Genomic DNA, 23,928 nt, shown 5'->3' on the forward strand with positions numbered 1-23,928 from the left:
GAATTCGCCGCCGGTCAGCCGGCGGTGAGCACCAGCCCGGAGGTCGGCACGCCCGTGCCCGCCGTCACGACGATGTTGCGCAGGCCCTCGACCTGATTGACGGAGTCGCCACGGATCTGGCGTACCCCCTCGGCGATGCCGTTCATGCCGTGGATGTACGCCTCGCCGAGCTGGCCGCCGTGCGTGTTCAGCGGCAACCGCCCGCCGAGTTCGATCGCGCCGTCGGCGATGAAATCCTTGGCGTCGCCGCGGCCGCAGAAACCCAGTTCCTCCAGCTGCATCAGCACGAACGGCGTGAAGTGGTCGTAGAGGATCGCGGCCTGCATATCCTCCGGCCGCAGCCCGCTCTGTGCCCACAGCTGATCACCGACCACGGTCATCTCCGGCAGGCCGGTCATGGCGTCGCGGTAGTAGCTGGTCATCACGTACTGATCGGCGCCGGAACCCTGTGCGGCCGCGGCGATCACGGCCGGCCGCCGCGGCAGGTCCCGGGCCCGTTCCGCGCTGGTGATCACGATGGCGACGCCGCCGTCGGTCTCCTGGCAGCAGTCCAGCAGGTGCAGCGGTTCGGCGATCCAGCGGGAATTCTGGTGCTCCTCCAGCGTGATCGGCTTGCCGTAGAAGTGCGCGGCCGGATTGACCGCCGCGTGTCTGCGGTCGGCGACCGCGACGCGGCCGAAATCGGCGCTGGTGGCGCCGTACACGTGCATGTAGCGGCGCGCGACCATCGCCACCTGCGCCGCCGGTGTGCCCAGGCCCTGGGGATAGGCCCAGGCGGCGTCCACCCCCGAGGAGGTCGGGGCCGCGGCCAGATGGGTGGCGAACTGGCCGAACCGCTGCCCGGACCGCTCGTTGAAGGCCCGGTACGCGACCACCACGTCGGCGATCCCGGTCGCGACCGCCATCGCCGCCTGCTGCACGGTCGCGCAGGCCGCGCCGCCGCCGTACGGAATGTTGCTGAAGAAGGTCAGCTGCGGGATGCCGACCGCGCGGGCCACCGCCACCTGGAGATTGTTGTCCATGGTGAAGGTGGTGAGGCCGTCCACGTCCGCGGGCGTCAGCCCGGCGTCGGCGAGGGCGGCGGTGACCGCCTCCGCGGCCAGCCGCAGTTCGCTGCGGCCGGAGTCCTTGGAGAAGTCGGTGGCGCCGATGCCGACGATCGCGGCCTGCCCGCTCAGGCCGGCGCGGGCACGCTCCCCGGCGAGGCCGCTCACACCGGCTCTGCTGTCCGTCATTTCTCCTCCGGCAGCGCGATCACGGCCTTCGCCTGGATGTGGTCACCGAGGCTGTCACGGCCGACGACCTCGAGATGGATCAGTTCACCCTCGACCGCGGTCACCGTGCCGGTGAGGGTCAGGGTGTCGCCGGCGTACAGCGGCACGCCCAGCCGCAGCGACACCGACTTCACCAGTGCGCGCGGGCCCGCCCAGTCGGTGACGTACCGCTGCACCAGCCCGGTGTCGGCGAGGATGTTCACGAAGATGTCCTTGGAGCCGCGCCGCACCGCCATGTCGCGGTCGTGGTGCACGTCCTGGAAGTCCCGGGTCGCCAGCGCCGTGCTGATCACGAAGGTGGCGTCGACGGGAATCACCAACTCGGGCAGCACGGTGCCGACCGGCACGGTGCCCGGCTGCAACGAGGCGGTCATGGGGTCACCTTCCAGTAGGGCAGGGTGATGTCGTCGTCGAGCGCCTCGAAGCCCACCTCGACCGGCATGCCGACCCGGACCGCATCCGGTGCGGCGCCGCGCAGTTCGCCCAGCATCCGCACGCCCTCGGCCAGTTCCACCAGGGCCACCACATAGGGCAGCGCCCGGCCGGGCACCTTCGGCGCGTGGTGCACCACATAGCTGAACACGGTGCCGCGCCCGGAGGCGACGAGGTACCGGGTGGTTTCGGTGCGGTCCTGCCACAGCGCGGGCACCGGCGGGTGCCGCAGGCTGCCGTCGGGCAGCTGCTGGATCCGCAGCTCGCCGAGTTTCGTTCCGGCCCAGAAGAATTCGGTGTCCAGCGAGATCGCGGGCCGGGCCCGCTCGCTGGGATCGTCCTGCGGCGGCGCCGGTTTCGCGGTGCAGGGCGCGAATTTCAGGATCCGGAACAGCATTTCGGTGACCAGTTCATCGCCGACGTACCAGTTGGTGCGCACGGTGGCGAACCAGCCCTCACCCAGCCCGGTCCGCTTCGGGCCGAACAGCTCGTCGAGGCGGCTGCGGACGGTGACCTGCTCCCCCGGTTCCAGATACCGGTGATAGGTCTGCTCGCAGTTGGTCGCGACCACCGAGGTGTAGCCGGCGGCGTCGAGCAGTTCGGTGACCCGGCCCAGCGGATCGTCGGCCGGACGCACCCCGCGCAGGCCGAACATGGTCCACACCTGGGCCATCGCCGGCGGCGCGACGATGCCGGGATGTCCGGCGGCACGGGCGGCCCGCTCGTCGACGTAGATCGGGTTGTCGTCGCCGATCGCCTCGACCCAGTTGTTGATCATCGGCTGGTTGACCGGATCCCGGGCCGTGCGCGGCGCGCACTCCCCCGCCTGCATGATCCGCTCACCGGCGGCGGTGATCTCGGCGGCCGTCATCGTGTCCGGCACGGGACAACTCCTCTCTCGGTGCGCGCGCACGTCATCGCGGCACCCGGGGCAGTTTCAGTCCGGCGGTGGCGATCAGCTCGCGCATGACCTCGTTGACGCCACCGCCGAAGGTCACCACCAGGTTCTGCTTGGTGCGGCGATCCAGCCACACCAGCAGTTCGGCGGTGTCGGGATCGGCCGGATCGCCGTAGCGGCCGACGATCTCCTCCGCCAGCCGGCCCGCCTCCTGCAGGCGCTCGGTGGAGAAGACCTTCGTCGCCGACGCGTCGGCGATCACCTGCATCGGATCGGTCTCACCCTGCCCGGCGCCGGCGGCCACCTGCCAGTTCAGCAGTTCGTTGAGCCGCGCGGTGGCGTGCAGCCGGCCCAGCAGCCGCCGCACATCGGGCTCACCGGTCAGCTCGTGTCCCCGCGCCCAGGTGTGCACCCGCTCGTAGAGCTGTTCGATCTTGCCGGACGGGCCCAGCCCGACGCGCTCGTGGTTGAGTTGCGTGGTGATCAGTTTCCAGCCGCGGTCCACCTCGCCGACGAGCATGTCCGCGGGCACCCGGACATTGTCGAAATAGGTGGCGTTGGTGTGGTGGGCGCCGTCGCAGGTGATGATCGGCGTCCAGGAGTAGCCGGGATCCTGGGTGTCGACGATCAGGATCGTGATGCCGCGGTGCCGCGACTCCACCGATCCGGTGCGGCAGGCCAGCCAGATGAAGTCGGCCTCGTGCCCGCCGGTGGTGAAGATCTTCTGGCCGTTGACGATCCAGTCGCCGGCGCTGTCGCGGACCGCGCTGGTCCGCAGCGCCGCCAGGTCGGTGCCCGCCTCCGGCTCGGAATACCCGATGGCGAAATGGATCTCGCCGGACAGGATGCCGGGCAGGAAGCGCCGCTTCTGCTCGTCGGTGCCGAACTGCTGGAGGGTGGGACCGACGGTCAGCAGTGTCACCAGCGGCAGCGGCACATCGGCGCGTACCGCCTCGTTGTAGAAGATCTGCTGTTCGACCGGGCCGAAACCCTGCCCGCCGTACTCCTTCGGCCAGCCGACGCCGAGCCGGCCGTCGCGGCCCATCCGGCGCACCACCGCGCGATAGGCGTCGCCGTGCCGGTTCACCGCCATCTCCGCCGCCTCCGCGGCGGTCACCAGACCGGTGAAATACGAACGCAATTCGTCGCGCAGCGCGCGCTGCTCGGTGGTCAGATCTATGAACATCTCGCCCCCAGCCGGTCCAGTCGCAACGACTCCCCGCCGAGCCAGCGGGTGATGTCCTTGGCTTGTGAGTAGTAGCGGTGCAGCGGATGGGTCACATCGACCCCGATGCCGCCGTGCAGGTGATGGCAGACCTGTACCGCCGGTGGCAGTTCCGCGGCGACGCAGTAGCTCAGCACCTCCAGGTCGTCGTCGACCCGCTCGGCGTCGCCCTCGCCGCGGCGCAGTTCCGACAGCGCCCAGGTGGCCGACAGCGCGGCCGCGTGCAGGGTGCGCGAGGTCACGTAGATGTCGCCGATCTCCTGTGCCACCGCCTGGAATTCGGCCAGCGGGCGGCCGAACTGGTGCCGGGTGCGAACATGTTCGGCGGTCAGTTTCAGTGCGCCGGTGAGCAGGCCGTCGGCGACCGAGCCCAGACATGCCAGCGCACACCGGTGCAGATCGGTCAGGGCCCCGGGCAGCAGGTGCCCGGCGGGGATCGCGACCTCGTCCAGCCGCACCGAATATTCCGGCGCGCCGGTGGACGTGGGGCTCTCGCGACACTCCAGCCCGGCGGTGGTGGCGTCGACCACCGCCACCCCGGCCGCGGTGGGCACCAGGATCCAGCCCGCCTGCGCGGCATACGGCACGCCGACCTTGTGGCCGGTGATCAGTATCTCGTCGCCGCGGGCGGTCGCGGTCGCCGCGGGACTCGTCGCGAAGGGCGCGCCCGGTTCGTGCAGCGCGGCGGTCAGTATCGTGCCGGCCGCGACGGCGGGAAAGATCGTGCCCGCCAGGTCGTCCGGGAGATGACCGAGCAGCGGCAGCACCCCGAAGCCGAGGGTGGCCAGAGCCGGGACGGCGACGGCGTCGGTGGCCAGTTCGGTCAGCAGGGCCGAGACCTCGGGCAGTCCCATCTCGTCGCCGCCGAACCGTTCGGGCAGGGCGACGGCGAGCAATCCGCTGTCGACCAGCTTCGGCCACAGCGCGATATCGCGTTCGCCGTGCCGCTCCAGCAAACTCACGACAACCTCGGCGACCGCGTCCTGACTGTCGTCGGTGGTGAAGTCCATGCAGTGCTCCAGAATCAGGGTGGACTCAGTGGTGCGACTCGCGCGGCAACCCGAGAATCCGTTCGGCGGCCACGGTCAGGAGGATCTGCTCGGTTCCTCCGGCAATCGACAAACAGCGGGTGAGCAGGAATTCCTGCACCAGATCGGATTCCTGGGCGCCTGCCGCGCCGGCCAGTTCGACGGCGTATTCGGCCACCGCCTGGCGATGCCGCACACCCACCAGCTTGCGCACGCTGCTCTGCGGGCCCGGGTCGCCCCCGGCCAGCATCCGTTGAGTGGCACGGATTTCCAGCAGCAATCCGGCGATGGCATCGGAGATCAGGCCGCCGAGCCGATCGGCGATCAGCTCCGCGCCGGCACCGGTCCGCGGCGCGGTGGCGATCAGCTGCTCCAGCGCCTCGCCGATGCCGTTGCCGCCCATGGCCACCCGCTCCGACGACAGCGTCGAGCGGGCGATCTTCCAGCCGGCGCCGAGTTCGCCGACGAGGCAGTCGTCGGGCACGAACACGTCGTCGAGGAACACCTCGTTGAAGCGCGCCTCCCCGGTGATCGTCACCAGCGGCCGGACCTCGATGCCCGGGGTGCTCATGTCGACCAGGAAGTAACTGATGCCGCGATGCTTGTCGCGCTGTGAGCTCGCGGTGCCGGGATCGGTGCGGGCCAGGCAGATTCCCCAGTTGGCGAGGTTCGCCAGCGAGGTCCAGACCTTCTGCCCCTGTAGCCGCCAGCCGCCGTCGACCCGGGTCGCGCTGGTGCGCAGCGCGGCCAGATCCGAACCGGCCCCCGGTTCGCTGAACAGCTGACACCAGAACACGTCGCCGCGCAGGGTCGGCTCGACGAAGCGCTGGATCTGTTCCGGAGTGCCGTGCTGCAACAGGGTGGGTATCGCCCAGTTACCGATGGTGATGTCCGGCACCTCGATACCGGCCGCGTGCACCTGCTCGTCGATCAGCGACCGCAGCAGCGGCCCGGCGCCCCGGCCGTACGGCGGCGGCCAGTGCGGCGACAGCAATCCGCTGTCCACCAGCGCATCCCGCCGCCGGTCCACCGGCAGCGCGGCGATCCGCGCGACATCCGCGGCCAGTTCGGCCGCCGCGGCCGGGTCCAGGCCCACCGCGTGGCCGTCCTCGGCGCCGAGCTCGATACCGATCGTGCGGCGGTCGCCCCGGCGGGCCAGCTCGGTCACCCGCGCCCGATGGGTCGCGCCGCCACCGAGCAGTTGCCGCAGGGCGTTGGCCCGGCGCAGGTAGAAGTGCGCGTCGTGCTCCCAGGTGAAGCCGATCCCGCCGAGCACCTGGATGCCGTCCTTGGCGGTCTCCACCGCCGCGTCCAGCGCGATGCTCAGGGCGATGGCCGCCGCCAGCGGCAGTTCCCGGCCGCCCTGGTCGAAGGCGTCGGCGGCGTCGGCGGCGACCGCCCGGATCAGCTCGGTCCGGCACAGCATCCAGGCGCAGAGGTGTTTCACCGCCTGGAATTCGCCGATCCGGCGACCGAACTGCTCGCGCACCTTCGCGTACTGCACGGCGGTGTCCAGGCACCAGCCGGCGATCCCGGCCAGTTCGGCGGTCACCAGCGCCGCCGCCAGATCCCGTACCGCCCAGGCGGGTTCGAACACCCGGTCGGCGGGCACCGCGACGGCCGCACAGTGCACCCGGGCCAGCGGCAGGCTCGGATCGGCGGTGGGCAGCGGCGTCACCGTGACACCCGCGGCGCCCGGCGGGATCAGTACCCACAGCAGCCGCTGTCCGCGTGTCACCGGCAGCAGCAGGGCCGTTCCCGGTGTCGCGCCGAGTACCGGGTCCCAGTCGCCGGTGATATCGATCACGGCGGCGGCCGGATCCCCCGGCGCCGCAACCGGATCCCCGAGGGCGACGCCGCAGGGCACGTCCTCGTCCAGCGCCGCGCCGGTGACCAGCCCGGCCAGCGCCGTGGACAGCACCGGACCGCCCACCAGGTCGTGGGCGGCCTGTTCCAGCAGGACGGCCAGGTCGCCGACGGAACCGCCTGCGCCACCGTCGGCCTCGGGCACCGCGACGCGGAAGATCCCGAGATCCACCAGACCCGGCCAGAAGGCCCGCCAGTACTCGCCGTCGCGGTGCTCACGCATGGTTGCAATCGGCGCGACCGACGCAGCCCACGCGCGCATCGACTTCTGGACGGCTTTATGCTCGTCAGTGGTGGCGATGGTCACATCCATCCCGCCTTTCCGGCGTGACTCCCACACCTAGAACATGTTCTAATATCACCGTCGGGCGGAAGTCAAGCGCCGCCGGACGGCACACCGGCAGCGCGGCCGAGCGACGATGCTCGGCGGCCCGGCCGGACACTGTGCGCCACGCCCACCGAACGACCTGTGCAGGAAAGGACTTTCACCGATGGCCAGTCCCTCCCGAGAGCCGGCGACCGAGACGGGTGCGCAGGGTTCCCGCCCTCGTGTCACCCCGGTGACGACACTCAGCGAGGACGACCTCAGCTCGACCGCACAACGAGATCGCCGCAAGCGAATCCTGGACGCCACGCTCGCGCTGGCCTCCAAGGGCGGCTACGACGCCGTGCAGATGCGAGCGGTCGCCGAGCGAGCCGACGTGGCCGTCGGCACCCTGTACCGATACTTCCCCTCCAAGGTGCACCTGTTGGTGTCCGCCCTGGCCCGGGAATTCGAGCAGTTCGACAACAAGCGCAAACCGCTGGCCGGGCAGAGCGCCCGCGAGCGCATGCACACCCTGCTCACCCAGGTCACCCGCGCCATGCAGCGCGACCCGCTGCTGACCGAGGCGATGACACGCGCGTTCATGTTCGCCGATGCCTCCGCCGCCGCCGAGGTGGACCGGGTCGGCCGGGTGATGGATCGCTTCTTCGCCCGCGCGATGAACGACGGCGAGCCGACGGAGCGCGATCTCGCCATCGCCCGGGTCATCAGCGATGTGTGGCTGTCGAATCTGGTCGCCTGGCTGACCCGGCGCGCCTCTGCGACCGATGTCACCGAGCGCCTCGAACTCACCGTCGACCTGCTGCTGGGCGACAAGGCCTGACACGCGCGAAAAAGTTTGCCGAGCCCTCGGCGTGGCAAGCCAGCTAACCTACGACAGTGGACCGCACAATCGGGGATGCGCACGGCGAGGCAAACGTAAACGTCACGTATCACTGCGCGAACACACGGGCAAACCCTACACAGTAGAGTTTCTCGCGCCCTGAAAAATCTCCTCCGATCACTAGGTTGGATGCGTGAGCGCACAGGATCTGCCACAGGAACTTCGGCGTGCGTTGGCTGCTGTAGCCCGCATGCCTCGGTTACTGGTCGCGTCGGATTACGACGGAACGATCGCACCGATCGTGTCCGATCCGACGAAGGCCTATCCACATCGAGAGTCGGTCAGCGCCTTACGCGCGCTCGCCGGTCTGACCGGTACCACCGCAGCCGTCATCTCCGGCCGGGCCTTACGCGATCTCGCGGCCCTGTCGAGGTTGCCGGTCGAGGTACAGCTGATCGGTAGCCACGGCTCGGAGTTCGATGTGGGCTTCGTCCATGCCATCGACAACGACGCGAAACAGCTACTGCGCGAGGTGCAGACGGCGCTGACCCGGATAGCCGAGAGCAATCCGGGCGCCGCCGTGGAGACCAAACCGGCGAGCGTCGCCCTGCACGTGCGCAATGCCGCCCCCGAGGTGGGGCGCCGCGCCCTCCAGCAGGCTCTCCAGGGCCCGGCCAGCTGGGTGGGCGTCCAGGTGACGGAGGGTAAGGCCGTCATCGAACTGGCGGTCGTGCAGACCGACAAGGGCGCCGCGCTGGACATCATCCGGCACCAGGAGGGCGCCTCGGCGGCGGTGTTCTTCGGCGACGACGTCACCGACGAGAAGGCGTTCGCCCGCTTGTCCGGCCCCGACGTCGGCATCAAGGTCGGTGAGGGCGCCAGCCTCGCCAAGTATCGGGTGTCGAGCACCGAGGAGGTGGCCCGCGCCCTCGCGTTCATGCTGGAGGAGCGGCGCACCTGGCTGGCCGGCGCGTCGGCCCCGCGCATCGAGCGACTGACCATGCTGGCCAGTCCCCGTTCCAAGGCGCTGGTCACCCCCGACGGCACGGTCACCTGGCTGTGCCATCCCGAACCGGATTCCGCCGCGGTGTTCGCACACCTGCTCGGCGGCCCGGAGGCGGGGCAGTTCACGGTGGCGCCGGAACGACCCGGCCTGCCGCTGTCGCAGCGCTACGTCGACGGCACCATGACCGTCGAAACCCGCTGGGCCAGCCTGCAAGTCATCGACTATCTGCCGCACGACGTGCCGGCCGAGCGCACCGACCTGACCCGGGTCATCGCCGGTGACGCCAAGGCGGTCGTCACCTTCGCGCCACGACCCGAATTCGGCCAGGTGCCGGTCATGCTGGAGCGCGAACCGGCCGGGTTGCGGGTGCACGGCACCAACGATCCGATCGTGCTGCGCTCCCCCGGTGTGCAGTGGGAGATCCTCGAGGAGGGCATCCACCAGACCGCCCGCGCCGTCGTGGATCCGTCCCGCGGCCCGGTGGTACTCGAAATGCGCTGTGGCACCTCGGATCTGGCGCCGACCATGGTCGCGGAGGCGGAACGGCGGCGACACGCCGAACGCTACTGGCGTGAATGGGCGGACAAGCTGGAGCTGCCGCCGCTGAAGCCGGACCTGATGAAGCGGTCCGCGCTGACGTTGCGCGGCCTGGTGCACGAGCCGTCCGGCTCGATCATGGCCGCGGCCACCACCTCGCTGCCGGAGGACATCGGCGGCGTGCGCAACTGGGACTACCGCTACTGCTGGCTGCGCGACGCCGCACTCACCGCGCACGCGCTGGTGGCGCTCGGTTCGCTGGGCGAGGCCGAGCAGTACCTGAACTGGGTGCACCGCGTGCTGGAGACCCTGGCCGGACCGGAACGGCTGCACCCGCTGTACACGCTGTACGGCGAGACGCTGCCGCCCGAGGCCGTGCTCGATCAGCTGCCGGGCTACGCCGGATCCCGCCCGGTGCGCGTCGGCAACGCCGCCAACATGCAGGTCCAGCTGGACGTCTTCGGACCGATCGTGGACCTGATCGCGGCCATGGCCGAGGCCCGCGAGCAGCACGGCATCGACGAACCCGACGAGGCGCTGTCCGACCGGGACTGGGAACTGGTGCGCGCCATGGTGTCCGCGGTGCAACGCCGCTGGAGCGAACCCGACCACGGCATCTGGGAGATCCGCGGCGCCCCGCGCCACCACGTGTACTCCAAGGTGATGGGCTGGCTGACCGTCGACCGCGCCCTGAAGCTGGCGGAGAAGTTCGGCCGGATCGCCGATCCGGCCTGGGCTCCGCTGCGCGACGTCATCTCCGACGAGGTGAAGGCGAAGGGCTGGAACGACCAGGTGCAGTCCTACACCGCCGCCTACGACGGCGTCGACCTGGACGCGGCCACCCTGCACATCGGGCTGAGCGGGCTGATCGACCCGTCCGATCCGCGGTTCGCGGCCACGGTGGTCGCCACCGAGGCCGAGTTGCGCAGCGGCTCGACGGTGTACCGGTACCACCACGACGACGGCCTGCCCGGCGGCGAGGGTGGTTTCCACCTCTGCGCGGCCTGGCTGGTCGAGGCGTACCTGCTGATCGGCAAGCGGTCCGACGCGGAAGCGCTGTTCGCCCAGCTGGTGGACGTGGCCGGACCCACCGGACTGCTCAGTGAGGAGTACGACCCGGTGGCCGAACGTTCGCTGGGCAACCATCCGCAGGCGTACAGCCACCTCGGCCTGCTGCGCTGCGCGCAGTTGCTGAGCCAGCCGGTCCCGGCCCTGGCCTGATCGGTCCCGAACGCGGGCCCGCGCCCGGCGCACCGTCGCCGGCCGCGGGCCCGCGTCGTCTTTTCCGCCTTCCCCGCGAGTCGTAACACACACCGTGAAACGGGCAGTCCGTACCGCCGGACCTGGACACGTGCGCTACATTCAAATGGAAATCATTTCCGTTATCTGTAAGGCCAGGAGTACCCCCGCGTGACCAGCAGCTTCGCCCGCCGCCTCGCCGTCGCCGCCCTCGGGACGGCCGCCACCGCGACACTCCTCACCGCGTGCGGCGGTTCGACATCCGGCTCGGGCGGGCTCACCGTGGTCGCCTCCACCGACGTCTGGGGCAGTGTGGCCGCCGCCGTCGCCGGGCCCGATGTCCGGATCGTCTCGCTCATCGACGACCCCGGCCAGGACCCGCACGAGTACCAGACCACCCCGCAGGACGCGGCGCGGATCCGGGACGCGGCGCTGGTCGTCGTGAACGGTGGCCACTACGACGAGTTTGCCGAGAAGGCCGCCGCCGGTCGCGGCAAACCCACCGTCGACGCCTTCGATCTGCGCCCGGACAGCGCGAAGCACGACGACAACGAACACGTCTGGTACGACCTGCCCACCGTCGACGCCGTCGCCGCGCGGATCGCCGCCGACCTCGGACAGCTCGATCCGGGCCACGCCCGGGCCTACACCGACCGGGCCACCGCCTTCCACACCTCGTTGCAGGGCATCGCCGCGATCACCGCGAAGATCGCCGCCGACCACCCCGGGGCTCCGGTGTTGCAGACCGAACCGATCGGCCACTACCTGCTGCTGGCGGCCGGCGCCACCGACCGCACCCCGCACGCCTTCTCCGAGGCCGTCGAGCAGGGCACCGATCCGGCCCCCGCCGACCTGGCCGCCGTACAGAACCTGTTGCGCGGCAAGCAGGTCCGCGCCCTGCTCTACAACGTGCAGACCGAGGACAAGACCACGAAGGAGGTCGCCGCCACCGCGAAGAGTGCGGGAGTACCGGTGATCGAGGTCGCCGAGACCCTGCCGCAGGGACTGGATTACCTGCAATGGCAGACCCGCAACGCCCAGGCCCTGGCCACCGCCCTCGGCTGAGCCGCCGAGCAGAACCGATCGGATCACGCGATGCCCCAGACCACCCGCACCGGCCACCGCCCGGCATCCCTCGACGACCATGAGCCGCCCGCCGACCGGCCCGACAGCCCGACCGGGGAAACCGGTGCGGCGGTAAGCGATCCGACCACACAGCAGCAATCCCCCAGCGCACCGGCCGCCCACCCGGGTGATATCGCCGAGTCGAATCCCGGGAGCGCTGCGGCTGTGTCGCGAGACACCCGTGCGGCGGTCGTGGCATCGCCGGATTCCTCGAATGCAGCCGCACTGCCGACGACGGACGAGGCGGCACCGGGCATCGAATCCCGTGGCACGGCCACACTGCCGGTGGAGGCTGCCGGGAGCGAGTCCCTCGGCGTCTCGGCCGCTTCCGAGGCGGCCGCGGCGGGACCGGCCGAATCTGCGGCGGCGGCAGCGGGATTCGCGGTCGAATGTCCGCTCGGCTGCGAGCATCCGGTATCGCACGGGGGCGGGCAACTGCCCTCGATCAGGCGGAAATCAGTGCCCAGGAGCAACATTCGTGGCGCGCACGAGCCGGACCGCACTGCGGTGGGGACTTCGGTGGCGGACGTTTCCGAATCGGCCGGTACCCCGGCGATCCGATTGCGCGGGGCGCGGCTGAGCTATGGGGCGCGCACGGTCTGGCAGGGGCTCGATCTCGAGGTGCGGCCCGGGGAGTTCATCGCGGTGCTCGGGCCGAACGGGTCGGGGAAGACCTCGCTGCTGCGCATGCTGCTGGGGCAGGTCGCGCCGAGTGCGGGCGCGGTCGAGATCGCGGGCAGTCCGGCGCGGCTGGGCAATGCGCACATCGGCTATGTGCCGCAGCAGAAGTCGTTCGAGTCCGGGGTGCAGTTGCGCGGCGTGGACCTGGTCGGGCTCGGGGTGGACGGGCATCGCTGGGGGTTCGGGCTGCGCGAGCGCACACGGCGACGGCGGCTGGTCGACGCGGCGGTCGCCCAGGTCGGGGCCACGCATTACGCGGACTCGCCGCTGGACGCGATGTCCGGCGGGGAGCAGCAGCGGTTACGGGTGGCGCAGGCGCTGGTCGGCGATCCGCGGGTGCTGTTGTGCGACGAACCGCTGCTGAGTCTCGATCTGGCCAATCAGCGCCTGGTGGCCGAACTCATCGACCATCGCCGCCGGACCCACGGCACCGCGGTGCTGTTCGTCACCCACGAGATCAATCCGATTCTGCCGCTGGTGGATCGGGTGCTGTACCTGGTCGACGGCCGGTTCCGGATCGGCACGCCGGACGAGGTGATGACCTCGGAGGTGCTGTCCGAGCTGTACGGCACCGAGGTGGACGTGCTGCGAGTGCGCGACCGGCTGGTCGTCGTCGGCACCGGCGACACCATGGATGCGCTCGGGGGCCACTCGTGAGCAGCAAACTCGCCGAGGTCGTCACCGAGATGTTCGACTTCCGCACCACCGCGGAACTGCTGTCCTACGACTTCGTGTGGCAGGCGGTGCTGGCCGCGGCGCTGCTGGGACTGCTGGCCGGGATGATCGGCCCGCTGATCGTGAGCCGGCAGATGTCGTTCGCGGTGCACGGCACCAGCGAGTTGTCACTGACCGGCGCCGCGGCGGCGCTGCTGGCGGGGATCGGGGTGGGGGTGGGCGCCATCGCCGGTTCGGTGGTGGCGGCCGTCCTGTTCGGCCTACTGGGTAACCGGGTGCGGGAACGGGATTCGGTGATCGCCGTGGTGCTCTCGTTCGGCCTCGGCCTGTCGGTGCTGTTCCTGTGGCTCGGACCGACTCGGGCCGGTTCCAAGTTCTCGCTGCTGACCGGCCAGGTGGTGAGCGTCGGCAACGGCGGTCTCGGCTTGCTGGGCGCCTGCACCGTGGGGGTGCTGCTGGTGCTGGCCGTCGTCTATCGCCCGCTGTTGTTCGCCAGCACCGATCCGGAGGTGGCGATCGCGCGCGGGGTTCCGGTGCGAGCGCTGTCGGTGGTGTTCGCGGTGCTGCTCGGCGTCACCGCCGCGTTCGGGGTGCAGATCGTCGGCGCGCTGCTGGTGCTGTCGCTGCTGATCACCCCCGCCGCGGCCGCCGCCCGGATCACCGCGAGCCCGGCCCGCGCCACCCTGCTGGCCGTGCTGTTCGCGGAGATCTCCGCCGTCGGCGGCATCCTGCTGTCCCTGGCCCCCGGGGTGCCGGTGTCCACCTTCATCACCGCGATCTCGTTCGCGATCTACCTGATCTGCCGCCTCGCCGGCAACCGCACCCGCAACCGCCGCACCCGAGTCGCCGCGCCGATAGTGGCGGCACCGGCCGAAGCCTGATCCGGGCGCCACTCGGCACACTGCCCAGCTCCCCCGACACACACTCGCAGCGCCATCCTCGAGGCCGATGCTGCGGGCCGCTCGCCGACACGTCGCGGCCACACCGGGCACAGCACGCCCGGAAGTGGCCGACCTTCGAGCCCACGACCAGCCGCGTCCATGGGCATGTGCCCCAGCCGGGCAGCGACGAATTCGCCTGTAGGTCAGCCCTCGCCCGCGAGGGCGAACAGTCCGTCCGGAGTCTGTTCGATCAGGCCGTCGACCAGCAGGGAGTCCAGGGCACGGGTGCGCTGGCCGGGGTCGTGGATCCAGGCCAGGTCCAGGGCCACCTGTTCGACCGGACCGGAGGCGGCGCGCAGCACGTCCAGCAGGCGGCCGCGGGCCTGGCGGTCGGTGCCCTCGTACTTCTGCACGCGGCGAACGACATCGGAGGCCGGACGGCCGGCGGCAATCCAGGCGCAGCTCGGCAGCGGGCAGCCGTCGCAGGACGGGGTGCGGGCGGTGCAGATCGTCGCGCCCAGTTCCATCAGGGCCGCGGAGAACACGGCCGCGCGATCGATCCGGACCGGCAGCAGCGCCTCGGTCTCGGCCAGGTCCCGGCTGGACGGGTTGCCCGCCTCGGCGCGGCCGTGCACCGCGCGGGCCACCACGCGACGAACGTTGGTGTCCACCACCGGAACTCGTTGTCCGTACGCGAAACAGGCCACGGCCCTTGCCGTATAGGCGCCGATGCCGGGCAGGCCCAGCAGCACGTCCACGTCGGCGGGGACCTCATCGCCGTGTTCGGCCGCCAGCACCCGGGCGCACTCGTGCAACCGCAGCGCCCGGCGCGGGTAACCCAGTTTGCCCCAGGCCCGTAGCACCTCACCCGGCGCCGCGGCGGCCATCGCCGACGGAACCGGCCAGCGCGCCACCCACTCCCGCCAGATCGGTTCCACCCGGACCACCGGCGTCTGCTGGAGCATGATCTCGCTCATCAGGATCTGCCAGGCGGTGACGCCCGGCCGGCGCCACGGCAGATCGCGCGCCGTCTCCCGATACCACTCGATCAAGACGTCCGAATCCACGCCGGTCCACCATCCTGTGTCGTACGGAACACCCGTGCCCACGACGGGTCACGTTCGCTCGCGCCCGTCCCCGCATACCGCGCCGATTCTCCCGCACCGACCATGGCGAATCCGCAGCGGTGCCCGGCCGTCCGCACCCCGCGCCCGGGCGTTGCGTGAGAGCCCAGTTGCCGGAACGTAACTTGGGCGACTGGCCGGTAGCCCGTGCCGTATGGAAAATGGGACGCATGCCTCATACGAACCCGATCAGTGCCTGGAAGGCCCTCCGCGAGGGCAACGACAGGTTCGTGAACGGCACGCTGCAGCATCCCGGCCAAGGCGCCGCCGACCGAGCCAAGCTGGTCAGCGGACAGCACCCCTCCGCAATTCTGTTCGGGTGCGGTGACTCCCGGGTCGCGGCGGAGATCATCTTCGATCAGGGCCTCGGCGACATGTTCGTGGTCCGCACCGCCGGGCACGTGCTCGACTCCTCCGTCCTCGGTTCCATCGAGTACGGCGTGGAGGTGTTGCAGGTGCCGCTGATCGTGGTGCTCGGCCACGACAGCTGCGGTGCGGTGCGCGCCACCATCGACGCGCTCGACGGGGGCAATGTGCCCGGCGGGTTCATCCGCAGCCTGGTGGAGCGGGTCACCCCGTCGATCCTGATCGGCCGGCGCGAGGGCCTGACCGAGGTCGACGAGCTGGAGGCACGGCACGTGGTGGAGACCAGCCGGCTGCTCATGCAGCGCTCGATGACCATCTCGCAGCGGGTCGCGACCGGCGAGTGCGCCATCGCCTGCGTCACCTACAAGCTCACCGACGGCCGGGTCCAGCTGCATCGCGTGGTCGGCAACATCGGCGAAGTGGTCTGACGACCATCGGCGGCGGCCGCGGGCACCGGTCCGCGACGCCGCCGCCGGCGCCTCCGACACGCCGAACATGTGAACCGGGCACGATCGCCGGTGCCCTTACCTTTGTTGCGTGCTGGAACCGAATGGACCGCTGCCGCCGGAGATCTACTGGCGTCGCCGCCTGCTCGCCATCGCCGCGCTGGTCTTGGCCCTCGCGCTGGCGATCTGGCTGGCGTTCACCGTCGTGCGCGGCGGCACCGGGAAGAAGGCCCCGCGCGCCGCGGCCGCCAGTTCGCTGACCGCGGCCAAGGCCACCGGCACCAGCACCACCGCGGCCGCCGCCGCGGCGCCGGCGGCCACCGCTGATCCCGGCACGTCGAAGGCGGCGGCCACCACCAACGCCCTGGCCAGTGGCTCCCCGGCCTCCTGCGCCGACCAGTCGCTGGCGGTGAAGCTGACCGTCGGCCATCCCACCTACAAGCCGGGTGAGCAGCCGGTGTTCGGCATCGTGATCACCAACATCTCGACCGCCGCCTGCCAGCGCGACGTGGGTTCCGGCCTGCAACAGATCTCGGTGCAGTCGCTGGACGGTCAGCGCCGGCTGTGGTCCAACACCGACTGCGACACCGGCGGCCCGGCCGATGTGCGGGCGCTGTCCGCCGGGCAGCAGGCCGCATTCACGCTGACCTGGTCCGGTACCACCTCACAGCCCAACTGCGCCGGGCAGCGGGTGCCGGTGCCACCGGGCGCCTACGCGGTGGTGGCGCAGTTCGGCTCGATCCGCAGCACCCCGGAGACGTTCAACATCGCCTGAACTAGTCGACCGCCTCCATCGGCGACTCCGCGTACGACTCGGCCGATCGCTTCGGCAGGCCGCTGAGGGCGAGGGCGGCCCGGACGCTCACCGCCTCCCGGACGGTGATGGACATACCCGTACGGTCGACGCCGGGCGGCACCAGCGCCTCGGTGAAGCCGAGCCGCTCGGCCTCGGCCAGGCGGCGGCGCAGCCCGGTGACCGGCCGCACCTCACCGGCCAGGCCCACCTCGCCCAGGATCACCATGCCCTCGCGCAGCGGAGCGTCCCGGACCGCGCTGGTGATGGCGAGCGCGACCGCGAGGTCGGCGGCCGGTTCGGTCAGCCGCATGCCACCGACCGTGGCCGCGTAGACGTCGTGTTTGCCGAGGTAGACCCCGCAGCGGCTCTGCAGGACGGCCAGCACCATCGACACCCGGTTGTAGTCCAGGCCCGACACCGCCCGCCGGGGCGCGGGCACCTGGGTGTGCACCGTCAGCCCCTGTACCTCGCCCAGCATCGGCCGCTTGCCGTCCATCGCGACGGTGACCGCGGTGCCGGGCACGGCGTCGGTGCGGTGGTGCAGGAACAACCCGGACGGATCGGAGACGCACACGATGCCGTCCTCGTGCAGTTCGAAACAGCCGACCTCGTCCGCGCTGCCGAACCGGTTCTTCACGCCGCGGACCATGCGCAGCGTGGAGTGCTTGTCGCCCTCGAACTGCAACACCACGTCGACCAGATGCTCGAGGGTGCGCGGGCCCGCGACGTTGCCGTCCTTGGTGACGTGGCCGACCAGCAGCACGGCGATACCGCTGGCCTTGGCCAGCGAGGTGAGCGCCGCGGTGACCGTGCGGACCTGGGTGACACCGCCGATGACGCCCTCGGCGTCGGCGGCCAGCATGGTCTGCACCGAGTCGACCACCAGCAGCGTCGGCCGCACCTGCTCCACGTGGCCGAGCACGGTGGCCAGGTCGGATTCGGCGGCCAGATAGACCCGTTCGTGCACGGCCCCGGTGCGGTCGGCGCGCAGCCGCACCTGCCCGGCCGATTCCTCCGCCGTCACGTACAGCGCGCGCTCGGAGTGCCGCCGGGCCCACTGGTGGGCCACCTCGAGCAACAGCGTCGACTTGCCCACCCCGGGCTCACCGGACAGCAACACCACCGAACCGGCGACGATCCCGCCGCCGAGCACCCGGTCCAGCTCGGTGACTCCGGTGGGACGCGCCCGGGTGTGCTGCGAATCGATCTCGGACAGCGGTGTCGCCGCGGTGGACGGCAGCAGGGCGCGCCGACCGGCCGGGGCGCCCACGGCGACCGCCGGAGCCGCCGCGGACTCCTCGATCGAGCCCCACGCACCGCAGGCGGGACACCGGCCCACCCATTTGGCAACCTCGTGGCTGCATCCGGAGCACCGGTACAGCGATTTCACCTTGGCCACGCAGGCAGCCTAGGCGGTGACCCCGACAGATTCGGCCGGGGCGCGGCCCGGCCGGATACGGCTCAGTGGTGCTCGGCGGCCTGTTCGGTGCTCGCGCCGGCGTCGATCGGGACATTCACCAGGACGGTGCCGTTGTCCTTGAAGTTGAAGGTGATCGGGTAGGTCAGGCCGGGGGTGACGTCCTTGGTGAGGCCGGTGATCTCGACCAGGATCGGCGCCGGGTTCTCGCCGGCCGGGTGCGCGGCGGCCGGGGCGCCGCTGCCGGTGGCCGGCGCGGCGGTGGTGCTGCTCGCGGCGGCACCGGCGGTCGGCGTGCTGGTCGGGGTGGCCGACACGCCGGTCGGCGTCGCGGCGGGCGCGGCCGCGTGACCGGCCTGCGGGCCCGCGGCGACCAGCGCCTGCAACGGCGGCAACTCGGGGTTGCTCGGCGTGAGGCGCACGGTGCCGAGGTCGGTGGTGATGCTGGTGAGCTCGTCCGGGTTCGACCCGCCGCTGTTGACGGCGCTGAAGGCGAGGACGGCCTTGCCGCCCTTGGCGTTGGTGTACTCCTCCGAGGCCGGCAGCAGGATGCGCACGTCACGCAGCGCGACCTTGCCCACATTCGCGCTGTTGCCGTTGACGGCGGCGACCTGGGACGCGGTCTGCGAGATCTGACCGGCGCCGCAGCCCGACAACACGAGCGCCGCACCGGCGGCGAGCGCAGCAACAGCTGTGGTGGCTTTCAGGGCAGTCACGGGATGTCCTCCATGTCGACCGGTTCACTCCACGATGGAGAGTAGTAGTAGGGAGCGTAGTAGTTCGGTCCCCGTGCCCCGCGTCGGCCCCGCCGAGTGTTGCGCGCCACCCGGAGGCCGTCTCCACTCGCTCGTAACTCCTTCTCGCACAACAGGATGCACACCACGCCCGTTCTGTCAACCCCCGACGCCCTGCTGTTGTGGCCCTGACCTGCGTCGTTGATCGCGCCGTTACCGAGTCGCATGTTAAACTGTGAGCATCGAAAGGGGCACGGGACACATGATTTTTAAGGTCGGAGACACCGTCGTTTACCCCCACCACGGAGCGGCGTTGATCGAAGCAATCGAGACTCGCACCATCAAGGGTGTGCAGAAAGAGTATCTGGTCCTGAAGGTTGCTCAAGGCGACCTTACTGTGCGCGTTCCCGCCGAGAACGCGGAGTACGTCGGCGTCCGCGACGTCGTCGGTCAGGAAGGTCTCGATCGGGTCTTCCAGGTGCTGCGCGCGCCGCACACGGAAGAGCCGACGAACTGGTCTCGACGCTACAAGGCCAACCTCGAGAAGCTCGCCTCCGGCGATGTCAACAAGGTAGCCGAGGTCGTCCGCGACCTCTGGCGCCGTGAGCAGGACCGCGGCCTCTCCGCCGGCGAGAAGCGGATGCTGGCCAAGGCTCGTCAGATCCTCGTCGGTGAGCTCGCGCTCGCCGAGGGCACCGACGATGTCAAGGCCGAGACCCTGCTCGACGAGGTTCTCGCCGCGGCCTCCTGATCGTGAACGCCCCGCACGATACCCATCGTGTCGTGGCATTGGTGCCTGCCGCCGGCCGAGGCGTGCGCTTGGGCGAAGGTCTGCCCAAAGCGTTCGTCGAGGTCGGCGGCAGTACCATGCTCACTCTCGCCATCGACGGATTGATCGCGTCCGGGGTCGTCGACCACATCGTGATCATGGTGCCCGCCGACCTGATCGACACCACCCGTGCCCTGGTCCCAACCGGTTCGGTGCCGATCAGTGTGGTGGCCGGTGGCGCCGAGCGCACCGATTCGGTCCGCGCGGGTCTGGCCGCCGCCCCCGAGGCCACCCACGTCCTGGTCCACGACGCGGCGCGCGCCCTGACGCCGCCGGATCTGATCGCCCGCGTCGTGGCCGAGTTGCGCGCCGGGCATCGCGCGGTCGTCCCCGGCCTGCCGGTGACCGACACCATCAAGTCGGTCGACCCGTCCGGCGCGGTGACCGGCACGCCGGATCGCACCGGTCTGCGCGCGATCCAGACCCCGCAGGGCTTCGAGGTACGGCTGTTGCGCGAGGCGCACGCCCTGCTCGACACGCCCGGCCCCGATACCGATCCGGATACCCGCGCCGCCCGCCCGGCCGTCACCGACGATGCGGGACTGGTCGAGCTGCTGGGGGTTCCGGTCCGGGTCGTCCCCGGCGACCATCGCGCCTTCAAGATCACCACCCCGCTGGACCTGCACCTGGCCCGCGCGCTGTGCGCGGCCACCGAGGCGGTGGTCCGGCCGTGAGCGACAACACCTCCACCGGCGCCGTGCCGGACCTGCGGGTCGGCCTGGGCACCGATGTGCACCCGATCGAACCGGGGCGGCCGTGCTGGATGGCGGGCCTGCTGTTCGAGAACGCCGACGGCTGCGCCGGGCACTCCGACGGCGACGTGGCCGCACACGCGCTCTGCGACGCCCTGCTCTCCGGGGCCGGGCTGGGCGATGTCGGCGCGGTGTTCGGGGTCGGCCGGCCGGAATGGGCCGGCGTGTCCGGCGCCGCCATGTTGAAAGAGGTTGTGCGGCTGCTGGGTGAGTCCGGCTATGCGGTTGTCAACGCGGCTGTACAGGTAATTGGTAATCGTCCGAAGATCGGCCCGCGACGCGCCGAGGCGCAGCAGGTTTTGGGAGAATTGCTCGGAGCACCGGTCTCCGTGTCCGGGACCACCACCGACGGTCTCGGACTGACGGGTCGCGGCGAGGGTGTGGCGGCGATCGCCACCGCGCTCCTGTATCGCTGTAGCTAGGCGGCGCGGGCGAAACCCCTGGTGGTGACGCCCCGCTGCCGAAGGTGCCGGCGGTCCACCCTCGACCGCCCGCCCCGGCGCCGATGGCGGCGCCGCCGCGATACTTGACAAAACCCCTCCACCGGTTCTCTGCAAAAAACCTCACAGTAGGATGGCCTGTCGTGACTCTGCGCCTGTTCGACACCGAGACGCGGACCCTGCGCGATTTCGCGCCCTTGGTCCCCGGCCACGTTTCGGTGTATCTGTGTGGCGCCACCGTGCAGGGCGAACCCCACATCGGCCACGTGCGCAGCGGAGTCGCCTTCGACGTACTCCGGCGCTGGCTCGCCGCCAACGGCTTCGACGTGGCCTTCGTCCGCAACGTCACCGATATCGACGACAAGATTCTGACCAAGGCCGCCGCCAACGACCGCCCCTGGTGGGAGTGGGCGGCGACCCACGAGCGCGCCTTCGACCGCGCCTACGAGGCGCTCGGCGTGCTGCCGCCCTCGATCGAACCGCGCGCCACCGGGCACATCACCCAGATGGTCGATCTGATGCAACGGCTGATCGACCGCGGTCACGCGTACGCCTCCGCGGGCAACGTCTACTTCGACGTGCGCAGCTACCCCGAATACGGTGCGCTGTCCGGACATCGGCTCGACGACGTGCACCAGGGCGAGAGCGCGGGCGTCGGCAAACGCGATCCGCGCGACTTCACACTCTGGAAGGCCGCCAAGCCCGGCGAGCCGACCTGGCCCTCGCCGTGGGGCCCGGGGCGGCCCGGCTGGCATCTGGAGTGCTCCGCGATGGCGGAGTACTACCTCGGCGCCGAATTCGACATCCATTGCGGCGGTATGGATCTGGTGTTCCCGCACCACGAGAACGAGATCGCCCAGTCACGGGCGGCCGGGGACGGGTTCGCCCGGTACTGGCTGCACAACGGCTGGGTGACCCTGGGCGGCGAGAAGATGTCCAAATCGCTGGGCAACACGTTGTCCGTGCCCAATGTGCTGAAGCAGGTGCGGGCCGTCGAACTGCGGTACTACCTCGGCAGCGCGCATTTCAGTTCGATGCTGGAGTACTCCGACCAGGCGTTGCGGGACGCCGCCGCGACCTATCAGCGGCTCGAGGCGTTCGTGCAGCGGGTGGTGGAGCGCAGCGGTGAGGTCCCGGTCGGCAAGTGGACCGACGCCTTCGCCGAGGCGCTCGACGACAACCTCGGAATTCCCAAGGCGCTGGCCGAGATCCATCGGGTGGTGCACGAGGGCAACACCGCGCTCGGCTCGGGTTCCATCGACACCGCGCGGGAGCTGGCCGGGCAGGTCCGGGCCATGCTGAGCATTCTCGGCGTCGATCCGCTGGATCCGCACTGGGCCGCGCCGGAGGACTCCTCGGCGGCGCTGGACGCCCTGGACGTCCTGATCCGCGCCGAATTGCAGCGTCGCCAGCAGGCCCGCGCCGAGAAGGACTGGGCCACCGCGGATGCCGTCCGGGATCGGCTGAAGGCGGCCGGCATCGAGGTCACCGACACTCCGAAGGGACCGGAATGGTCCCTCGGCAAACAGGAGGGGATCTAGATGGCAGGCAACTCCCAGCGCAAGGGCGCGATCCGCAAGAGCAAGAAGGGCGCGACCGTCGGCTCCGGCGGCCAGCGCCGCCGGTCGCTGGAGGGCAAGGGGGCGACCCCGCCCGCCAACCAGCGTCCGTACCATCCCGCCGCGAAGCGGGCCGCCGCGGCCGCCAAGAAGGCCGCCACCTCGGCTCGGCCGACCGGCCGGGCGGGCCGCAAGCCGGAGGACGGCCCCGAACTGGTGCTCGGCCGCAATCCGGTCGTGGAATGTCTGCGTGCCCGGGTGCCCGCCACCGCGCTGTACGTAGCGGTGGGCACCGAGAACGACGAGCGGCTGTCCGAATCGGTGCAACTCGCCGCGGACGCCGGGATCTCGATCCTGGAGGTGCCGCGCGGCGACCTGGATCGGATGAGCAGCAACGGTTTACATCAGGGCCTCGGGTTGCAGGTGCCGGCGTACCGCTATCAGCATCCGCAGGATCTGCTCGAATCCGCTGTGAGCTCCGGCACTCCCCCGCTGCTGGTGGCGCTGGACAACATCTCCGATCCGCGCAATCTCGGCGCGGTGATCCGATCGGTGGCGGCCTTCGGCGGGCACGGGGTGGTCATCCCGCAGCGCCGCAGCGCCAGCGTGACCGCGGTGGCGTGGCGGACCAGCGCCGGTGCCGCGGCCCGGCTGCCGGTCGCGCGGGCGACGAATCTCACGCGCACACTGAAGGAATGGGCCGCCGCCGGATTGCAGGTGGTCGGCCTGGACGCCGGCGGTGACACCAGTCTGGACGAATTCGACGGCAGCACACCGACGGTCGTGGTGGTCGGCTCCGAGGGCAAGGGGCTGTCACGACTGGTCCGGGAGAACTGCGACAGCATCCTCAGCATCCCGATGGCCGGACCGGTGGAGTCGCTGAACGCCTCGGTGGCGGCGGGTGTGGTGCTGGCCGATATCGCACGGCGCCGGCGCGCCTGATTCGCACCGCGCCGGCGCGCCTGATTCACGCGTCGTCGCGGCAGCCCCGGATTCGTGGCTGGGACACGCCTGCGATGCGAAAGTGCTTCCGACACGCCCGGCGTGTCAGCGCCGACGCGCCTGATCCGCAGCGGATTCGGCGAGATTCCCGTTCGCGGCCATAGAATTGATCGGGTGGCCATGTGGAATCAGCCGCCCTACTACTGGGGGCTTCCGGACGAGCCGATCGGCTCGCCGGTCGAACATCCGCACGCGACGACCGTGCTGCTCCTCGGGGCGCTGAGTGTTTTATGTTGCGGCGCACTGGGTCCGGTGGCCTGGGTGATGGGTAAGCAGGCGCTGACACAGATCGATCGGTCCGGCGGCGCCCTCGGTGGCCGGTCGCAGGTGCTGGTGGGTTACATCCTCGGCATGGTCGGCACGGGCTTGATGGTCGCGATGGCCGTTCTGTTCGTGTTGATCCTGCTCGGCGGGCACGCCTGACGGTCGGCTCCACACCGGAATCGGC

Annotated in this window: 22 protein-coding genes; 13 read left to right on the forward strand and 9 right to left on the reverse strand. The window is 70.7% G+C overall.

What is annotated here, in order from left to right; translation table 11 throughout:
- Nucleotides 1-14: 14 nt before the first annotated feature.
- From LBW94_RS14150 to LBW94_RS14175, 6 genes are read right to left on the reverse strand one after another with little or no spacing between them, the layout of a single operon-like run.
- Nucleotides 15-1,235 carry a lipid-transfer protein gene (locus LBW94_RS14150; RefSeq protein WP_225053943.1) on the reverse strand — a complete coding sequence of 407 codons (1,221 nt, stop codon included), beginning with the start codon at nt 1,233-1,235 and terminating at the stop codon, nt 15-17.
- Nucleotides 1,232-1,648 (reverse strand): MaoC family dehydratase, encoded by a 417-nt coding sequence (locus LBW94_RS14155; RefSeq protein ID WP_225053942.1) that lies wholly within the window; start codon nt 1,646-1,648, stop codon nt 1,232-1,234. The genes LBW94_RS14150 and LBW94_RS14155 overlap by 4 nt, the downstream gene beginning before the upstream one ends.
- Nucleotides 1,645-2,577: a bifunctional MaoC family dehydratase N-terminal/OB-fold nucleic acid binding domain-containing protein gene (locus LBW94_RS14160; RefSeq protein WP_225054420.1), complete on the reverse strand. Its 933-nt coding sequence runs from the start codon at nt 2,575-2,577 to the stop codon at nt 1,645-1,647. The genes LBW94_RS14155 and LBW94_RS14160 overlap by 4 nt, the downstream gene beginning before the upstream one ends.
- Before the next feature lie 43 nt (nt 2,578-2,620).
- A complete protein-coding gene (locus tag LBW94_RS14165; protein ID WP_225053940.1) occupies nt 2,621-3,790 on the reverse strand; it encodes an acyl-CoA dehydrogenase family protein in 1,170 nt (389 codons plus the stop codon).
- On the reverse strand, nt 3,781-4,854 hold the full coding sequence (locus tag LBW94_RS14170; RefSeq protein ID WP_416276899.1) for an acyl-CoA dehydrogenase family protein: 1,074 nt from the start codon (nt 4,852-4,854) through the stop codon (nt 3,781-3,783). The genes LBW94_RS14165 and LBW94_RS14170 overlap by 10 nt, the downstream gene beginning before the upstream one ends.
- Nucleotides 4,855-4,864: 10 nt before the next feature.
- Nucleotides 4,865-7,030: an acyl-CoA dehydrogenase gene (locus tag LBW94_RS14175; protein WP_225054418.1), complete on the reverse strand. Its 2,166-nt coding sequence runs from the start codon at nt 7,028-7,030 to the stop codon at nt 4,865-4,867.
- 184 nt (nt 7,031-7,214) lie between these two features.
- Between LBW94_RS14175 and kstR the strand changes: the two genes are divergently transcribed.
- From kstR to LBW94_RS14200, 5 genes are all read left to right on the forward strand, one after another.
- Nucleotides 7,215-7,871: a cholesterol catabolism transcriptional regulator KstR gene (kstR, locus tag LBW94_RS14180; protein WP_225053937.1), complete on the forward strand. Its 657-nt coding sequence runs from the start codon at nt 7,215-7,217 to the stop codon at nt 7,869-7,871.
- Nucleotides 7,872-8,064: 193 nt separating this feature from the next.
- Nucleotides 8,065-10,635, forward strand: coding sequence for a trehalose-phosphatase (gene otsB, locus LBW94_RS14185; RefSeq protein ID WP_225053935.1), 2,571 nt, complete (start codon nt 8,065-8,067; stop codon nt 10,633-10,635).
- A gap of 189 nt (nt 10,636-10,824) precedes the next feature.
- On the forward strand, nt 10,825-11,718 hold the full coding sequence (locus tag LBW94_RS14190) for a metal ABC transporter solute-binding protein, Zn/Mn family (RefSeq protein ID WP_225053934.1): 894 nt from the start codon (nt 10,825-10,827) through the stop codon (nt 11,716-11,718).
- Between the two features lie 579 nt (nt 11,719-12,297).
- Complete coding sequence (locus LBW94_RS14195; RefSeq protein WP_225053932.1) at nt 12,298-13,116, forward strand: metal ABC transporter ATP-binding protein; 819 nt, start codon at nt 12,298-12,300, stop codon at nt 13,114-13,116.
- Between the two features lie 29 nt (nt 13,117-13,145).
- The gene (locus tag LBW94_RS14200; protein WP_255633683.1) at nt 13,146-14,015 is read left to right on the forward strand and encodes a metal ABC transporter permease; all 870 of its coding nucleotides are present in this window, start codon (nt 13,146-13,148) and stop codon (nt 14,013-14,015) included.
- 203 nt (nt 14,016-14,218) lie between these two features.
- Here the strand turns inward: LBW94_RS14200 and LBW94_RS14205 are convergent, their stop codons facing one another.
- Nucleotides 14,219-15,082: an A/G-specific adenine glycosylase gene (locus LBW94_RS14205; RefSeq protein WP_225053929.1), complete on the reverse strand. Its 864-nt coding sequence runs from the start codon at nt 15,080-15,082 to the stop codon at nt 14,219-14,221.
- A 227-nt stretch (nt 15,083-15,309) separates the two neighbouring features.
- Here LBW94_RS14205 and LBW94_RS14210 point away from each other — a divergent pair, with 227 nt between their 5' ends.
- Both LBW94_RS14210 and LBW94_RS14215 read left to right on the forward strand, forming a co-directional pair.
- Nucleotides 15,310-15,933 (forward strand): carbonic anhydrase, encoded by a 624-nt coding sequence (locus LBW94_RS14210; protein ID WP_225053927.1) that lies wholly within the window; start codon nt 15,310-15,312, stop codon nt 15,931-15,933.
- A gap of 109 nt (nt 15,934-16,042) precedes the next feature.
- Nucleotides 16,043-16,726, forward strand: coding sequence for a hypothetical protein (locus LBW94_RS14215; RefSeq protein WP_225053926.1), 684 nt, complete (start codon nt 16,043-16,045; stop codon nt 16,724-16,726).
- A 1-nt stretch (nt 16,727) separates the two neighbouring features.
- On the opposite strand, the gene radA is transcribed toward LBW94_RS14215, so the two are convergent.
- Both radA and LBW94_RS14225 read right to left on the reverse strand, forming a co-directional pair.
- Nucleotides 16,728-18,146, reverse strand: a complete 1,419-nt coding sequence (gene radA, locus LBW94_RS14220) for a DNA repair protein RadA (protein ID WP_225053924.1) — start codon at nt 18,144-18,146, stop codon at nt 16,728-16,730.
- Between the two features lie 62 nt (nt 18,147-18,208).
- Nucleotides 18,209-18,880, reverse strand: coding sequence for a hypothetical protein (locus LBW94_RS14225; protein ID WP_225053923.1), 672 nt, complete (start codon nt 18,878-18,880; stop codon nt 18,209-18,211).
- A 280-nt stretch (nt 18,881-19,160) separates the two neighbouring features.
- Here LBW94_RS14225 and carD point away from each other — a divergent pair, with 280 nt between their 5' ends.
- The 6 genes from carD (at nt 19,161) to LBW94_RS14255 (ending at nt 23,903) form a co-directional block, all read left to right on the forward strand.
- Nucleotides 19,161-19,649, forward strand: coding sequence for an RNA polymerase-binding transcription factor CarD (gene carD, locus LBW94_RS14230; RefSeq protein WP_019931623.1), 489 nt, complete (start codon nt 19,161-19,163; stop codon nt 19,647-19,649).
- A 2-nt stretch (nt 19,650-19,651) separates the two neighbouring features.
- Nucleotides 19,652-20,401: a 2-C-methyl-D-erythritol 4-phosphate cytidylyltransferase gene (ispD, locus tag LBW94_RS14235; RefSeq protein ID WP_225053921.1), complete on the forward strand. Its 750-nt coding sequence runs from the start codon at nt 19,652-19,654 to the stop codon at nt 20,399-20,401.
- Nucleotides 20,402-20,433: 32 nt separating this feature from the next.
- Entirely contained in the window at nt 20,434-20,901 is a 468-nt protein-coding gene (ispF, locus tag LBW94_RS14240) for a 2-C-methyl-D-erythritol 2,4-cyclodiphosphate synthase (RefSeq protein ID WP_225054416.1), read from the forward strand.
- A 161-nt stretch (nt 20,902-21,062) separates the two neighbouring features.
- A complete protein-coding gene (gene cysS / locus LBW94_RS14245; protein WP_225053920.1) occupies nt 21,063-22,460 on the forward strand; it encodes a cysteine--tRNA ligase in 1,398 nt (465 codons plus the stop codon).
- The gene (gene rlmB / locus LBW94_RS14250) at nt 22,461-23,420 is read left to right on the forward strand and encodes a 23S rRNA (guanosine(2251)-2'-O)-methyltransferase RlmB (RefSeq protein ID WP_225053918.1); all 960 of its coding nucleotides are present in this window, start codon (nt 22,461-22,463) and stop codon (nt 23,418-23,420) included. It begins immediately after the preceding gene.
- 180 nt (nt 23,421-23,600) lie between these two features.
- Entirely contained in the window at nt 23,601-23,903 is a 303-nt protein-coding gene (locus LBW94_RS14255; RefSeq protein WP_225054414.1) for a DUF4190 domain-containing protein, read from the forward strand.
- Nucleotides 23,904-23,928: the final 25 nt, after the last annotated feature.

This window comes from Nocardia sp. alder85J, assembly GCF_020176955.2.
GTDB lineage: Bacteria > Actinomycetota > Actinomycetes > Mycobacteriales > Mycobacteriaceae > Nocardia.